The 14,257-nt window shown below is 69.6% G+C and carries 15 protein-coding genes, 1 pseudogene and 1 riboswitch; of the genes and pseudogenes, 7 read left to right on the top strand and 9 right to left on the bottom strand.

Annotation, left to right across the window (positions count from 1 at the left end):
- Nucleotide 1 precedes the first annotated feature (1 nt).
- Nucleotides 2-403: a DUF3618 domain-containing protein gene (locus CDO52_RS08320; protein ID WP_017617336.1), complete on the top strand. Its 402-nt coding sequence runs from the start codon at nt 2-4 to the stop codon at nt 401-403.
- 157 nt (nt 404-560) lie between these two features.
- Here the strand turns inward: CDO52_RS08320 and CDO52_RS08325 are convergent.
- Nucleotides 561-1,834, bottom strand: a pseudogene (locus CDO52_RS08325) (alanine racemase).
- Nucleotides 1,835-1,993: 159 nt separating this feature from the next.
- On the opposite strand from CDO52_RS08325, the gene purU reads away from it, so the two are divergent.
- Nucleotides 1,994-2,875 (top strand): formyltetrahydrofolate deformylase, encoded by an 882-nt coding sequence (gene purU, locus CDO52_RS08330; RefSeq protein ID WP_017617338.1) that lies wholly within the window; start codon nt 1,994-1,996, stop codon nt 2,873-2,875.
- A 256-nt stretch (nt 2,876-3,131) separates the two neighbouring features.
- Nucleotides 3,132-3,434, top strand: a complete 303-nt coding sequence (locus CDO52_RS08335) for a hypothetical protein (protein WP_026125528.1) — start codon at nt 3,132-3,134, stop codon at nt 3,432-3,434.
- Nucleotides 3,435-3,646: 212 nt separating this feature from the next.
- Here the strand turns inward: CDO52_RS08335 and CDO52_RS08340 are convergent, their stop codons facing one another.
- Nucleotides 3,647-4,351, bottom strand: coding sequence for an HAD family hydrolase (locus tag CDO52_RS08340; protein WP_026125529.1), 705 nt, complete (start codon nt 4,349-4,351; stop codon nt 3,647-3,649).
- 177 nt (nt 4,352-4,528) lie between these two features.
- On the opposite strand from CDO52_RS08340, the gene CDO52_RS08345 reads away from it, so the two are divergent.
- From CDO52_RS08345 to CDO52_RS08360, 4 genes are all read left to right on the top strand, one after another.
- On the top strand, nt 4,529-5,392 hold the full coding sequence (locus tag CDO52_RS08345; RefSeq protein WP_017617341.1) for a (2Fe-2S)-binding protein: 864 nt from the start codon (nt 4,529-4,531) through the stop codon (nt 5,390-5,392).
- Between the two features lie 137 nt (nt 5,393-5,529).
- On the top strand, nt 5,530-5,817 hold the full coding sequence (locus CDO52_RS08350) for a hypothetical protein (RefSeq protein WP_033299370.1): 288 nt from the start codon (nt 5,530-5,532) through the stop codon (nt 5,815-5,817).
- A 116-nt stretch (nt 5,818-5,933) separates the two neighbouring features.
- Nucleotides 5,934-6,338, top strand: a complete 405-nt coding sequence (locus CDO52_RS08355; RefSeq protein WP_026125530.1) for a VOC family protein — start codon at nt 5,934-5,936, stop codon at nt 6,336-6,338.
- 128 nt (nt 6,339-6,466) lie between these two features.
- On the top strand, nt 6,467-6,934 hold the full coding sequence (locus tag CDO52_RS08360; RefSeq protein WP_017617344.1) for a CBS domain-containing protein: 468 nt from the start codon (nt 6,467-6,469) through the stop codon (nt 6,932-6,934).
- Nucleotides 6,935-7,188: 254 nt separating this feature from the next.
- Here the strand turns inward: CDO52_RS08360 and CDO52_RS27330 are convergent, their stop codons facing one another.
- The 7 genes from CDO52_RS27330 to CDO52_RS08395 all read right to left on the bottom strand — a co-directional run bounded on the left by CDO52_RS27330 (nt 7,189) and on the right by CDO52_RS08395 (nt 14,212).
- Nucleotides 7,189-7,821, bottom strand: a complete 633-nt coding sequence (locus CDO52_RS27330) for a hypothetical protein (protein WP_157745491.1) — start codon at nt 7,819-7,821, stop codon at nt 7,189-7,191.
- A 36-nt stretch (nt 7,822-7,857) separates the two neighbouring features.
- Nucleotides 7,858-8,136 (bottom strand): ribbon-helix-helix domain-containing protein, encoded by a 279-nt coding sequence (locus CDO52_RS08370; protein ID WP_033299373.1) that lies wholly within the window; start codon nt 8,134-8,136, stop codon nt 7,858-7,860.
- 73 nt (nt 8,137-8,209) lie between these two features.
- Nucleotides 8,210-9,619: an L-serine ammonia-lyase gene (locus CDO52_RS08375; protein ID WP_017617347.1), complete on the bottom strand. Its 1,410-nt coding sequence runs from the start codon at nt 9,617-9,619 to the stop codon at nt 8,210-8,212.
- Nucleotides 9,620-9,826: 207 nt separating this feature from the next.
- Complete coding sequence (locus CDO52_RS08380; protein WP_094932295.1) at nt 9,827-11,098, bottom strand: serine hydroxymethyltransferase; 1,272 nt, start codon at nt 11,096-11,098, stop codon at nt 9,827-9,829.
- A gap of 4 nt (nt 11,099-11,102) precedes the next feature.
- Complete coding sequence (gene gcvH / locus CDO52_RS08385; RefSeq protein ID WP_017617349.1) at nt 11,103-11,483, bottom strand: glycine cleavage system protein GcvH; 381 nt, start codon at nt 11,481-11,483, stop codon at nt 11,103-11,105.
- Nucleotides 11,484-11,646: 163 nt separating this feature from the next.
- Nucleotides 11,647-12,762, bottom strand: a complete 1,116-nt coding sequence (gene gcvT, locus CDO52_RS08390) for a glycine cleavage system aminomethyltransferase GcvT (RefSeq protein ID WP_017617351.1) — start codon at nt 12,760-12,762, stop codon at nt 11,647-11,649.
- Between the two features lie 144 nt (nt 12,763-12,906).
- A riboswitch (glycine riboswitch) is annotated at nt 12,907-13,008 on the bottom strand.
- A 148-nt stretch (nt 13,009-13,156) separates the two neighbouring features.
- Nucleotides 13,157-14,212 (bottom strand): 3-deoxy-7-phosphoheptulonate synthase, encoded by a 1,056-nt coding sequence (locus CDO52_RS08395; protein WP_017617352.1) that lies wholly within the window; start codon nt 14,210-14,212, stop codon nt 13,157-13,159.
- Between the last annotated feature and the right edge of the window lie 45 nt (nt 14,213-14,257).

Here is a 14,257-nt window from a genome sequence, read left to right on the forward strand (position 1 = left end):
TATGGAGGATCGCGACCCCGCGGGGGCGCGCCGGGACCCTGCCAGTGTGCAGGCGGAGATCGAGCGCACGCAGCAGCGGTTGGCGTGGGCGATCGATGAGATCTCGGACCGGGCGAACCCGCGGAACGTGGCGCGCCGGAGCTGGGGCCAGGTGTGCCGGACCGGCACGTACCTGGCCGAGAAAGCACGGGCGCTGGTGGCCGGGGGTGGCGCGGTCCGGGTAGAGAGCCACGTGGAGGAGCCGCCCAAGGGCAGTATCCGGCTCAAGGGCGACGACGAGGTGGTGTCGACCTACACCACGCGTGGCCAGCTGCCCCCTGAGGTGGTGCTGCTCGGGGTCGGTGTCGGCGTGGTGGCCACGGTCGGCGTGATCGCGATGTGGCGGCGCAAGCGCAAGCGGTAGCGGCGAGCGGAAGACGAACAGAGACAGGGCCGAGGCCGGACCCGGGGGAAGATCCCGGACCGGTGTCGGCGATCGCGGCGGGGGCGCGGGCCACGGGGCCTGCGCCCCCGCCGCCGTTTGACCGGAGTCGGTCCGCGGCCGCAGCCGCGGGCCGCGGTCACAGGAAGGTGCGTCCCTCGCCCGGTAGGTGGGGACGGTCGCGACGACCCGTGGGACGGGGTCGGCCCCGGCGCCGCCCCCGTCAGCGGCGCCGGTCTCGATGAGGTGCAGTTCGGCGAAGCGTTCGCACAGCTCGCCGGCCTTCGCGTGGCGCATCCAGACGCGGTCGCCGATGGCGAGCCGGTCGGCGGCGGCGCCACGCAGCGGCGTCTGGGCTTCCCCCGGACCCTCGGTGGGGCTGTAGCCGAGCCCACCCGGGAGGTAGGGCTGGGGGAGCGCTGCCGCGCCGGCGGGGCCGGAGGCGACGTAGCCCCCGCCGAGGGCGGTCGCGTAGCCGCGGCCGGGGCGGCGCACGATCGGGAGGGCGAAGAGGGCGGCGGGGCGGCCGGTGAACCCGCTGAAGTGGTCGAAGAGGGCCGGCTGGAAGAGCCCGGATCCGGCGCCGATCTCGGTGACGGCGCGTTCGCGGCTGGTCAGATGGGCGCTGCCGGTGCCTCCCCCGTTGACGAAGCGGATGTCGGCGACCTCGCGGACGGCGCGGACGATGGCGGCGCGCCTGCGGGCGAGTTCGATCCGGGACTGGTGCTTGATCCAGCGCACGGCGCGCCCGTAGAGGGGGTTGCCGGGCGGGGTGTCGGCGACCCCGGCGATCTGGGCCTCGTAGGCCATGATGCCGTCGAGGCGCAGGGTGGGGCGCTGGGTGATGGCGCGGGCGAGCGCGGCGGTCTGGGCGGGGGTGCGGATGGGGGAGCGGTGGGCGCCGATGCGCAGGCGCGGACCGAGGGGCTGCCAGCTGGTGTCGACGTCGATGCAGACCTTGATGGGGTGGGCGGGGTCGGGCGCCGCCGCGGTGATGAGGTCGAGGTGGGCGACGTCGTCGACCATGAGGGTGATGGAGCGCGCTGCGCGCGGGTCGGCGGCCAGCTGGGCGATGGCGTGGGTGTCGACGGTGGGGTAGGCGACGAGGATGTCGTCGGTCAGCGGGGTATCGACGTCGTGGGTGCCCTCCCTAGCGTCGCCGGCGCCGGTGGTGGCCAGCCAGATCGCTTCGGGGAGCGTGAAGGCCATGATTCCGGCGTATCCGGGGAGGGCGAGGGCTTCCCGCATCAGGTGGCGGCAGCGGACGGACTTGCTGGCCAGGCGGATGGGCGTGCTGCTGGCACGTGCGGCGAGGTCGGCGGCGTTCGCGCGGAACGCGGTGAGGTCGACGGCGGCGAAGGGCGGCTCCAGGTGGGCGGTCGCGGTGTCGTAGATGTCGCGGGCGCTTCTCATGCGGTGAGGCATGCCACAAATTATGAGAGATATTCATGTATCGCGCGACGGCTGTGACGTGCGGGTCGCCGCGTTCTCGAACGTGCGGCTCGGTGGGCGGATAACCTGGAAGATCGTCCCCTGCCAGCAGAACGAAGTAGCCCGGGAGAGTTGCGACCCATGAGTGATCGCGAATACGTACTGACGCTGTCCTGTCCCGACAGCCGGGGAATCGTCGCCGGGGTGGCGAACCTCCTCAACGGGCACGGTTGCAACATCACCGAAAGCCAGCAGTACGGCGACCACTACACCGGACGGTTCTTCCTGCGCGTGCAGTTCCTCGCCGAGCCCATGGCCGGGAGCGGAAACGGGGACGACGTCGTGACCGAAGAGGTGCTGCGCGGGGCCGTCGCGGCGCTGGCCGGGGACTTCGACATGGAGTGGGAACTGTGGCGGTGCTCGGTGCGCCCCCGCATGCTGGTGATGGTGTCGAAGTTCGGGCACTGCCTGAACGACCTGCTCTACCGGCAGCGCAGCGGGCTGCTCGACATCGACATCGCCGCGGTGGTCTCCAACCACCCCGACCTGGAGTTCCTGGCGCGCTCCTATGACCTGGACTTCCACCACCTGCCGGTGCGCCGCGAGACCAAGGCCGAGCAGGAGGCGCGGCTGCTGGAGCTGGTCGACTCCTACAACGTCGATCTCGTGGTGCTGGCCCGCTACATGCAGGTGCTCTCCGAGGACCTGTGCGCGAAGCTGCCGGGGAAGATCATCAACATCCACCACTCCTTCCTGCCGAGCTTCAAGGGCGCCCGCCCCTACCACCAGGCGCAGGCCCGCGGTGTGAAACTGATCGGCGCGACCGCGCACTACGTGACGGCCGATCTGGACGAGGGCCCGATCATCGAGCAGGAGGTCTCGCGGGTCGACCACACCCACACGCCGGAGCAGATGACCGCCATCGGCCGCGACCTGGAGTCGTTGGCGCTGGCCCGAGCCGTCAACTGGCACGCCCAGCGGCGTGTACTGCTCAACGGCGGCAAGACGGTGGTGTTCCGCTAGATCGCGTTCGGTCCACGGGGGCGGGAACGGGTCACGTGGCGCCGCGCCCTCCACCACGGTCCATCGCGCGGATTCCGGGCGCCGGGCACTACGGGAATTCGGTCCCGGCGCAGCGGCTTTCTCTTGGAATCACCGTGATCTTCGGCGGCCGCGGAGTATTCTCATCGATCACACCCAAGATTCTCTACTTCTAGTGATTCTCTGGTTACCATGAGTGATGTGGGGGTTCGGTGGTCCGATCGCGGGTGAGGATGCCATGGAGGGCGACGCGCAGCTCGACGCGGCGACGATCGCTCGGCGGATCGCGGCCGAGGCCCGGACCATCCCCGACGTCGTCGACCTGTCGGCCGGTGCGTTCCGCACCACGGTCACGCCGGCTCCCGAAGGGCGGATCGTCGGGGTCGCGGTGCGCCCGACCAGTGTCGAGGTCGGCGTGGTCGTGCGCTACGGGCGCCCCGCGCCGCAGATCGCGGCCGAGATCCGCGACCAGGTTCGCCCGCTGGCGCTGGGCAGGATCGTGCACGTCACCGTCGAGGACATCGTCGCCGGGGCGGGCTGATCGCGCTGCACGGGCGGCCGCCGCCTAAGGCGGGCACCACCGCGCCGAAGGAGCAGGAACACAAGCGCACAAGGAGGCAGCCAGGCGGACACGGACGCGCGGCCGGATCGATGACGCGGATCGCGCCGCGCCGGGTCCGCCGGTGACCGCGGCGTCGGAGGTCTTCGGGGGGAGCCTCCGGCGCCGCTTCTCTGTCCCGCCGCGGTCAGTGCTCAGCCGAGGAGGGCGGCCAGCACGGCATCGGTGTCGGAAAGGTCATCGAGAACGGTGTCGGCGTCCAGCGAGCGCAGGGTGGCGGCGTCGGTCTCGCCCGTGGCGACGGCGACGATCCGGGCGCCGCCCTCCTGGGCGGCCCTGATGTCGTTGGCGTTGTCGCCGACGAGCACCGTTGTCGCGGGGGTGAACTGGACGCCGACCCGCTCGTAGACGCGGCGGCGGGCGATGGACACGAGCTCGGGCCGGTCCATGTGGTCGTCGCCGTAGGCGCCCAGCGAGAAGTCCACGAGGTGGTCGAGGCCGAACGCGGTGAGCTTGCGCTCGGCGTTGCGCCGCGTGTTGCCGGTCAGCAGGGAGGAGATGATGTCGCTGTCCTCGGCGCAGTGCCGCAGGATGCGCTCGGCTCCGGCGAGGACGCGGCCGCGCTCGACCATCTCGGCCGCCCGCGCGGCGAAGAGGCGGTCCTGCACGTCGAGGAAGCGCGCGAAGCCGTCGTCGGCGGGATCCACGCCGTTGGCCAGCAGCGTGTCGTGGAACCAGCGCCACTCGGTGCGTCCGGCGCCACGGGTCTCCTGGTGCTCGGTCAGGCCGCTGTATTCGGCGAACGCGGCCGAGAAGACCTCGAAGCCGACCCCCTCGACGTCGAGCAGGGTCTTGTCGATATCCCACAGCACCAGGCGCTTGCCCACGTGTTCTCCCATCAGCTCCACTGCACGTGCTGTCACCGTATCCGAGCGCGTGCGTCGGTTCCCCCTGTTCGTTGGAAATGTGCCGGTGACGCCCGATACGGGAGGGGCGACGTGCGTATCACCCAAAGGTGAGGCTAGGCTAACCTACGGAATCATTCGCTGGCCGTATCCGATCGCTCAGGAGTGCCCGTGCAGAGCTGCCATCCGCTGGTCGGCGTCGCCGCCTGGATCAACGCACGCGAGCTCTACATCGACGTGGACCTCCTGGGGGTCAACGATCCTGCCCCGCCCGGGGCGGAGTGGACGCGGCTCGACCGGATGCCCGACCGGGTTCCCGAACTCATCGCCCTCCTGCTGGAGCGCTCCTGCGCGGGACACACCACGTCCGCCGCGGCCTTCCTCGCCTCCGACATCGCGCGCCAGGTGCTCGCCTTCGCCTGCGTGGCGGCCTACCTGACCGGGCGGGCCCCGGACCTCGCGCCGGAGCGGACGTGGGTGCGCCACGACCCGGAGACGGGCCGGCTCGACCGGCTCGCCCTGCGCCAAGGCGCCGTGGCCGTCATCGACGGCGACCCGATGGAGCGCCGCCCCGGCGCCGTGTGCGTCGCGGACGAGGACGCACTGGACGCGTGGTTCATGGGTGCGGCGGTGGCCACCCTGGAGCCGGTGATCGATGCCGTGCGCGCCCATACGCGCTACGGCACCCGGCCGCAGTGGAGCATGGTGGCCGACGCGCCGCACGCCGCGCTCATCGGGGCCTCGCACGAGGTCGGCGCCGACCAGTGGGCCGCATGGGAGCGGGCCCGGCGGATGGTGGCGTGGATCAACGCCGACCGCGCCCGCGTCGCTCCCAAACAGCGCCCCTTCCCGCTCGCTTTGGCGGGCCAGCCGGAGCACCGGCCGGAGCGGATGTTCATGGTGCGCGGCGGCTGCTGTTTCTATTACCGCTTCGGTGACGCCAAGTGCGCCACCTGCCCGTTGTCGAGCGACGAGCAGCGCGAGAGCGCGCTGCGGGAGCACTTCGAGCCCACGACGGTTTCGACCACCACCTGACCGTACGCGGATGACACGTCGAGGCGCTCGCCTCGCCCTTGCCCTCTGTCCATCGCCCATCTTCCGCGGTAAACGGCTGCAGATCCGGTCTCTATCTGGCAATATAACTCTGAGTAGTTAATACCTTACAGAAAGAGATGGCTCTCGTGTACTCCACACCCCGCCGCCTGGCCGCGGCCTGCGGTGCCGTACTCCTGGGCAGCCTGCTGTCGCTGGCCATCGTGCTCCCGGCCCACGCGGAGCTCTTCAATGAGTGCTCGATCGCTCGCGGGATCAAGTACGGGCGGATCACCTTCCCCGACCCGTACAAGGAGAAGGCGCTGCACCCCTGCGTGAAGAACATCCCGGTGCTGTTCCAGTGCCCGCACGGCTTCCTCTACAACCACATCGACAACGTGTGTGACGCGCCCGGCCTGAGGTCCTGACCCACGACTCCGAAAGGCGCCGGACAGCAGCGAACACGAGGCATCGGTCGCGACGCGGGCCCATCCCGGGCCGCTGGTTCCCCGGGTTTGTCGGACCCCGTTGTTACGTTGGCGGCATGGCTCGAAAGATTTTCGTGAACCTGCCCGTCAAGAACCTCAAGCGATCGGTCGACTTCTTCACCGCGCTCGGATTCTCGTTCGACCAGCAATTCACCGACGAGAACGCCACCTGCATGATCATCAATGACGACGCCTTTGCGATGCTGCTCGTCGAGGACTTCTTCAAAGGTTTCACCAAGAAGGAGATCTGCGACGCGTCCACGCACACGGAGGCCATCGTCGCTTTGAGCGCCGATACCAGGTCGGAGGTCGACAGCCTGGTCGACTCGGCCCTCGTGGCCGGTGCGTCCGCGGCGAACGAGCCCATGGAGGAGTCGGGAGTTTACGTGCGATCGTTCCACGACCCCGACGGCCACCTCTGGGAGGTGGTCCACATGGACATGAGCGCACAGCAGGCGTGAACCCGCGTCAGCCGGTCTCCGTGCCGACAGCCGTGTAGCGGCCACACCCGCCGAAAGCCGTGGTGTCGTGATCGAGCGGTCGGGGTAAGCCCACTTCTGGGGCGGGACGTCGACTTCAGGGGGAATCCATGGCGACCGCTGCAGACATCATGCATTCAAACGCTCAGTGCATCGACGAGAGCGAGACGTTGGACGTCGCCGCCCGGATGATGCGCGACATGGGGGTGGGGGCGCTCCCCATCTGCGGTTCGGACAAGCGCCTCAAGGGCATCATCACCGACCGCGACATCGTACTCCGCTGTGTGGCCGAAGGCCGCGACTGCCGCACCACCACCGCCGCCGACCTGGCGCAGGGAACTCCGTTCTGGGTGGACGAGGAGGCGGACGTCAGCGAAGTCCTGCGGGGCATGATTGAACACCGCATCAAGCGGGTCCCGGTCATCCGCGACCACCAGCTGACCGGCATCATCAGCGAATCCGACCTCGCCCGCGCCCTGCCCGAGCAACAACTCGGGCAGTTCGTCGAAGCAATGAAGTCGGGGCCGGCCGACCTAGTCCCCGGCGCCGGCTCCCGGCCGCACCTCACCCACCACTGACCGACACACGTTACGCCCGACACCAGACCCCGCGCGGCCGACACACGGCGTGCGGGGTCGCATCATGCACGTCGTCCGAAGCCACTCAACGGGGCAACCCGTGTGACCTTCCCTCGGTCGTCGTTCACTCGCCAGGGAGAGGACAGCAACGCCTCCGCTGTCCGCAATCGGACAATTCGCTCTTCTCCGTTGCCCGCGGAATTCGGCAACCCTACGGTATTCGCGTGGGTGGTAGCCGCTGCAAGCACGAACTTCTACCCGGCCAGTGCGGGCTGTGTCGCGTGGCCAACAGTGTCCTTGTCGAACGCGTTGTGGTCACACGCGGGGGACTGGTATTCCGCCGGTCGACGCGCTGCGCCGCCCTGGTGGAGGGACAGCGGAAAGCCAGGTGGCGCGGAGACGAGGTGGGCGATCCGGAGAATGTTCCGATCGACCGTGTCCTCTACGACCGCGCCCCGTGTATCAACTGCTTTCCCGATTACGCTGGACCCGGTGCCAAGCTCTGCTGGGTTCTGCAATCGGGAGTGTGGCACAAAGGCCTGCTCAAACGGTGGCGGGGACGCAATTCCGTCGGCCTCTGGGAGGCCGACGTCGTCTACGCGGCCGATCACACCCAACGCACCCTGGTCCTCGACGAACGCTTCCTCCGCCCACGCGACCCGAACGAACAGACCTCGACCTGAACCGGCCGCGCGGTACCATCGGGCGGCATCCAAGCGGCAATCAGGCGGGGTGAGGGCATGGCGACGATCAACCTGGAGTTCAGCGAAGAGGAGCTGAAGCAGATCCGTCAGGCTGCCTAACTCGAGGAGACCGCCGTCTGTGAGCTGATCCGAAAGATTGTCCTCGCCGAAACCCACCATCGTCTTGTAATGGCGACGGCTCACCAGGTCACACGGACGTCTGCTGGACTGAACGCCAGGCTAGCGCGGTAGAGGCGGATCCTGAGCATCGAGACGGTCCGCTCGGCACGACGTTCCCTCGGCGACCACCGCAGTGACTTCAGGATTGGACACGGTCTCACCTCGGCCGTCGAACATGGGCCAGTCCAGCGGTTCGTCCCAGACACGGTTCGCCATGGCCGCCAGGTGGACACCTTGGCGGATGATCTCTGCTTCCGCAATACCGCGACGCCGCGCGGATTCCTTGATCAGAGCGAGGTCCGCTGAATCGACATAGACCGTCAATCTCTTCATGGCCATATACCGATGCTGCCCCACGAACCCGTCGTCTGAGGGGACAACGCGGCACAAGCGTTGTCGGTTCGCTCCGTGATCAGCACTCGATGACATTGACCGCGAGCCCGCCGCGGCTGGTCTCCTTGTACTTGTCGTGCATGTCACGGCCGGTGTCCCGCATGGTCTTGATGACCTTGTCCAGGGAGACGAAGTGGCTGCCGTCGCCGCGCAGGGCGATGCGGGTGGCGCTGATCGCTTTGACCGAGGCTAGGGCGTTGCGTTCGATGCAGGGGACCTGGACCAGGCCGCCGATCGGGTCGCAGGTGAGGCCGAGGTTGTGTTCCATGGCGATCTCGGCGGCGTTCTCCACCTGGGCCGGGGTGGCGCCCAGGGCCTCGGCGAGGCCGCCCGCTGCCATGGAGGAGGCGGAGCCGACCTCGCCCTGGCAGCCGACTTCGGCGCCGGAGATGGAGGCGTTCTCCTTGAAGAGGATGCCGATCGCGCCCGCTGTGAGCAGGAAACGGACGACGCCGTCGTCGTTGGCGCCGTCGCTGAAGTGGGTGTAGTAGTGCAGGACGGCGGGGACGATCCCGGCCGCGCCGTTGGTCGGGGCGGTCACCACACGGCCGCCCGCCGCGTTCTCCTCGTTCACGGCCAGGGCGTAGAGGGTGATCCAGTCGCTGCCGCGCATCGGGTCGCTGAGGTCGGTCCGGTCCGGCTTGGCCAGGCCGGTGGCGTCGCACGTGCCGCCCAGCTGGCGGTAGAGGCGGTGGGCGCGGCGGGGGACCTTGAGGCCGCCGGGGAGGGTGCCCTCGGTGGTGACGCCGCGGCGGACGCACTGGCGCATCACGTGCCAGATCTCCAGCAGCTCGTCGTGGATCTGCTGGCGCGTGCGGCCGAACGCCTGCTCGTTGGCGAGCATGATGGCGCTGATCGACATGCCCGTCTCGCGGCACAGCCCGAGCAGCTCCGCGGCCGTGGCGAACGGGTAGGGCAGCGGGGTGTCGTCCGGCTTGATGCGGTCGGCTCCGGCGGCTTCCTCGTCGACGACGAAACCGCCGCCCACCGAGTAGTAGATCCGCGAGCGGAGCTCGGCGCCCTCGGCGTCGAAGGCCACGAACCGCATGCCGTTGGGGTGCCCCGGCAGGCTCTCCTTGCGGCGGAAGTCGACGTGCTCGGCCGGGTCGAAGGTGATCTCGCGGTGACCGCCCAGCGCGAGGCGCCGGGTGGTGCGCACCTCGCTCAGCAGCCCCGACACCGCGTCGACGTCGACGTCCTCCGGGGTCTCCCCGAGCAGACCGAGGATGACCGCGGTGTCGCTTCCGTGCCCCTTGCCGGTGAGCGCGAGCGAGCCGTACAGCTCGGCGCGCACCGTGGCCACCCGGTCGAGCAGGCCGGTGTCGACCAGGCCCGTGACGAACGTGCGGGCCGCCTTCATCGGGCCCACAGTGTGCGAGCTGGAAGGGCCGATGCCGATCTTGAATAGGTCGAAAACGCTGATGGCCATGGTTCCTGCCCTCCTCGTTGAGTACAGGGTGCGGTAGTTGGAAGCGGTTGTGGGGGCACCGGCCGTAAAACGCCGACAGCCGGGCCCTGCGCCGAACTCGGTGCGACGGCGCACGGCCCGGCTGTCTGATGACGAGGTATGAGGTCGTGCGGCGGCGAACCGCCGCGCGACCCGATCCCGTTCGCCGGGGGTAGCGGGGGTGGCCCGCTACAGGCCCGGGTAGAGCGGGTGCTTGCGCGCGAGGGCGACCACGCGGTCGCGCAGGGCGGCCGCGTCGTACTCCGGCTCGAGCGCCTCGGCGAGGATGTCGGCGACCTCGGCGAAGTCCGTCTCGTCGAAGCCCCGGGTGGCCAGCGCCGGCGTGCCGACGCGCAGGCCGGACGTGACCATCGGCGGGCGCGGGTCGTTGGGCACCGCGTTGCGGTTGACCGTGATGCCGATCTCGTGCAGGCGGTCCTCGGCCTCCCGGCCGTTGAGCTCGGAGTTCACCAGGTCCACCAGCACCAGGTGCACATCGGTGCCGCCGGTGAGCACCCGCACCCCGGCCTCAACGGCGTCGGGCTGGGTCAGGCGCTCGGCGAGGATCCGCGCACCGGCCTGGGTGCGCCGCTGGCGGTCGGCGAACTCCTCGCCCGCCGCCATCTTCAGCGCGACCGCCTTCGCCGCGATCACGTGCTCCAGCGGGCCGCCCTGCATGCCGGGGAACACCGCCGAGTTGATCTTCTTGCCCAGCTCCTCCTTGGCGAGGATGAGCCCGCCGCGAGGGCCGCCGAGGGTCTTGTGCGTGGTGGTGGTGACGACGTCGGCGTAGGGCACCGGGTTGGGGTGCAGCCCGGCCGCCACCAGACCGGCGAAGTGCGCCATGTCGACGAACAGGATCGCGCCGACCTCGTCGGCGATCTCGCGGAACCGGGCGAAGTCCAGCTGCCGCGGGTAGGCCGACCACCCGGCCACGATCATCTTCGGCTGGTGCTCCTTGGCGAGCTTCTCGACCTCGTCGTAGTCGACGGTGCCGTCCTCGTCGCGCACGTGGTAGGCCACGGCGTTGAGGATCTTGCCGGAGTAGTTGAGCCGCATGCCGTGGGTCAGGTGCCCGCCGTGCGCGAGGTCCAGGCCGAGGATGGTGTCGCCCGGCTTGAGTAGCGCGAAGTACACCGCCGTGTTGGCCTGGGCGCCCGAGTGCGGCTGCACGTTGGCGTGCTCGGCGCCGAACAGCGCCTTGGCGCGGTCGATCGCGAGCTGCTCGACGACGTCGACGTGCTCGCAGCCGCCGTAGTAGCGGCGGCCGGGGTAGCCCTCGGCGTACTTGTTGGTGAGGACGGTCCCCTGGGCCTCCAGCACCGCCTGGGGCGCGAAGTTCTCGGAGGCGATCATCTCCAGCGTGTCACGCTGCCGGGCGAGCTCGTCGTTGACGGCCGCCGCGACCTCGGGGTCGTACTGCGCCAGCGGCTGGTCGAGGATGTTGCGCGTCTCGGTCATGTGATCAGCCCTCGCCTTCGGTGACCTGGGTGTACTGCTCGGGGGTCAGCAGGTCGGCCGGGTCCTCGGAGAGTTCCACCTTGAAGAGCCAGCCGCGCCCGTAGGGGTCTTCGCCGATGATCTCGGGGTTCTCCACCGCGGCCTGGTTGACGTCGACGACCTCGCCGTTCACCGGCGCGTAGATGTCGCTGACGGACTTGGTCGACTCGACCTCGCCGCAGGTGTCACCGGCCGCTACCGTCGTCCCGGTCTCCGGCGGGTCGACGAAGACGATGTCCCCCAGCGCCTCGGTGGCGAAGGCCGTGATGCCGATGGTGGCGACACCATCGTTGATGGCCACCCACTCGTGCTCTTTCGTGTAGTTCAGCTCAGCGGGAACGCTCAATTCAACTCCCCAGGAGATCATTCGTTGTCCGGCACCGCGCGACACGTCCGCGCGGTCGTGTCCTGCACCATGCGGCTCGTCATCGGCCCCGACAGAGATTCTGCCGGGTCGCCGACGTGGCCCGCACCGCGGCTCGCGCCCTGGCCCCAGAAGGCCAGGAACATCAGCGATCCCGCTTGTAGAAGGGCAGCTCGACCACGTCGACCGCCTCCGCGCGACCCCGCACGTCCACGGTGAACTCACCGGAGGCGATGTCGAGGTCGCCGTCGACGTAGGCCATCGCGATCGGCTTGCCCAGCGTAGGGGAGGGGGCGCCACTGGTGATGGACCCCACCGGCGTTCCCTCCCGCAGGACCTGCTGACCGTTGCGCAGCGGGCGGCGGCCCCGGCCGATGAGGCCGATCAGGCGACGTGTGCGCTCGGTCTCGGCGGCCTTGGCCAGCGCGGCGCGGCCCACAAAGTCGCCGTCCTTCTCGAACTTGACCACGCGGCCCTGGCCGGCGTCGAAGGGCGTGAGGTCGGCGCTGAGCTCGTTGCCGTACAGCGGCATCCCCGCCTCCAGGCGCAGCGTGTCGCGCGCGGACAGCCCGGCCGGCACGAGGCCGTAGGGCTCTCCGGCGGTGAGCAGCGCGTCCCAGACGGCGGGGGCGTCGGAGCCCGGCCGGAGGAAGATCTCGAACCCGTCCTCACCGGTGTAGCCGGTGCGGGCGAGCAGAACGGGGTGGCCGGCCACGGTGTGGGCGTAGCCCGCGTAGTACTTGATCTCGGAGAGGTCGGCGTCGGTGAGGGGAGCGAGGATCCGCACGGCCTCCGGGCCCTGCAGCGCGATGAGCGCGTAGTCGGCGGACTGGTCCGCCACCCGGGCGTCGAACCCCGCGACGCGCTCGGTGAGCGCGGCCACGACGGTGTCGTTGTTGGCGGCGTTGGCGACGACTAGGTACTCCTCCTCGCCGAGGCGGTAGACGATCAGGTCGTCGAGCACCCCGCCGTCCGCGGCGGTGATCATCGTGTAGCGGGCGCGGCCGACCTTGACCTTGGAGAGGTACCCGGCCAGCGCGTAGTCGAGGAACGCGGCGGCCTGCGGGCCGGTGACGCTGATTTCCCCCATGTGGGACAGGTCGAACAGGCCGGCGCGCTCGCGCACCGCCTTGTGCTCGGCGGTCTCGCTGCCGTAGCGCAGCGGCATCAGCCACCCGGCGAAGTCGACCAGGGTGGCACCCAGCCGCTCGTGGACCGCGTTCAGCGGTGTAGTGCGGGGGGCGCTCGTAGGCTCCGTCATGGGCACTCCCGAGAGGATGGACGTCGTATCTGCAAAGGCGTTGCCATCCTCCCCCTCTGTCATCGGTGCCTGAGAGCTTCACCCGCGCACGGCGTGGCTTGCACCTTCGGCGAGGAGCGGTGAGCTCCTGCTTTCCAGAGTGGTCTCGCCCGTACGGTCCTGTGCGCCTGAGAGGTTGTCTTCGGGGAGGAATTGCTCCTTCGGCGGCCCGCGCTGGATGCGCGGGCACTCTCCCGTACGGGGTCAGCAACTACCGGTCAGCCTAGCAGCGGCGATGACGCGCCCCCAAGGGTGCCCACCGGCAGGCCCCTCCCGGCGATGGCCATGGCGATTCTGTCGAAAAGCCGACGAAAATCGACAGACTTTCCGTGATCACCGCCGAGAGGCGGGAGCGTCAGGCCTTGCGGCGGTTGCGGACGGCTTCGGCCAGCCCGCTCAGGACGCCCTCGGTGGTCTCCCAGCTCATGCACTTGTCGGTGATGGACTGGCCGTAGGTGAGGTCGGCCGGGTCGTGGAGCTTCTGCGCGCCCTCGATGAGGTTGCTCTCCAGCATCACGCCGATGATGCCCTTCTCGCCCCCGGCGATCTGGTCGCCGATGGTGCTGGCCACGCCCGGCTGGCGGGTGTGGTCCTTGCCGCTGTTGGCGTGGCTGGCGTCGATCATGACGCGGCGGGGCAGGCCCGATTCCTCGATGACGTCGAGCGCCGCGCCGACGCTCTGCGCGTCGAAGTTGGGGCCGGAGCGCCCGCCGCGGAGGATGACGTGGCAGTCGGAGTTGCCATGGGTCACCACGACCGACCCGGCGCCGCTGGGGTCGATACCGAAGAAGGTGTGCGAGGCGGCGGCAGCGCCGCAGGCGTCCACCGCGACCTGGACGTCGCCGTCGGTGCCGTTCTTGAAGCCGACCGGCATGCTCAGCCCGCTGCTGAGCTGGCGGTGTACCTGGCTCTCGGTCGTGCGCGCGCCGATGGCACCCCACGCCACCGCGTCGGCGATGTACTGCGGGGTGATCGGGTCGAGGAACTCGGTGCCGGAGGGGACCCCCAGCGAGCCGATGTCGAGGAGCAGCTTGCGGGCGGTGCGCAGCCCGCGGTGGACGTCATAGGTCTCGTCCAGGCCCGGGTCGTTGATCAGGCCCTTCCAGCCGAGAGTGGTGCGCGGCTTCTCGAAGTAGACGCGCATCACCACGCACAGCTCGCTGCTGAGCGACGGGATGAGGCTCTTGAGGCGGTGCGCGTAGTCGAGCGCGGCGTCGGGGTCGTGGACCGAACACGGCCCGACGATCACCAGCAGTCGGTCGTCGGTGCCGTCGATGATCCCCTTGATCTCGGCGCGGGCGTCCTCGACGAGGGCGCTGCGCTTGGGGCCCATGGGCAGCTCGGCCAGGACGTCCTGTGGTGCGACCAGGGGAAGGTAGCTCTCGACCCTGGTGTCGTTGGTGTTCGGCATGCCGTTCCTCTATCCCTCATCCCCGGTTGGCCTTCGGCAACCCTA

It is taken from the genome of Nocardiopsis gilva YIM 90087 (genome assembly GCF_002263495.1).
In the GTDB taxonomy this organism is placed as follows: Bacteria; Actinomycetota; Actinomycetes; order Streptosporangiales; family Streptosporangiaceae; genus Nocardiopsis_C; species Nocardiopsis_C gilva.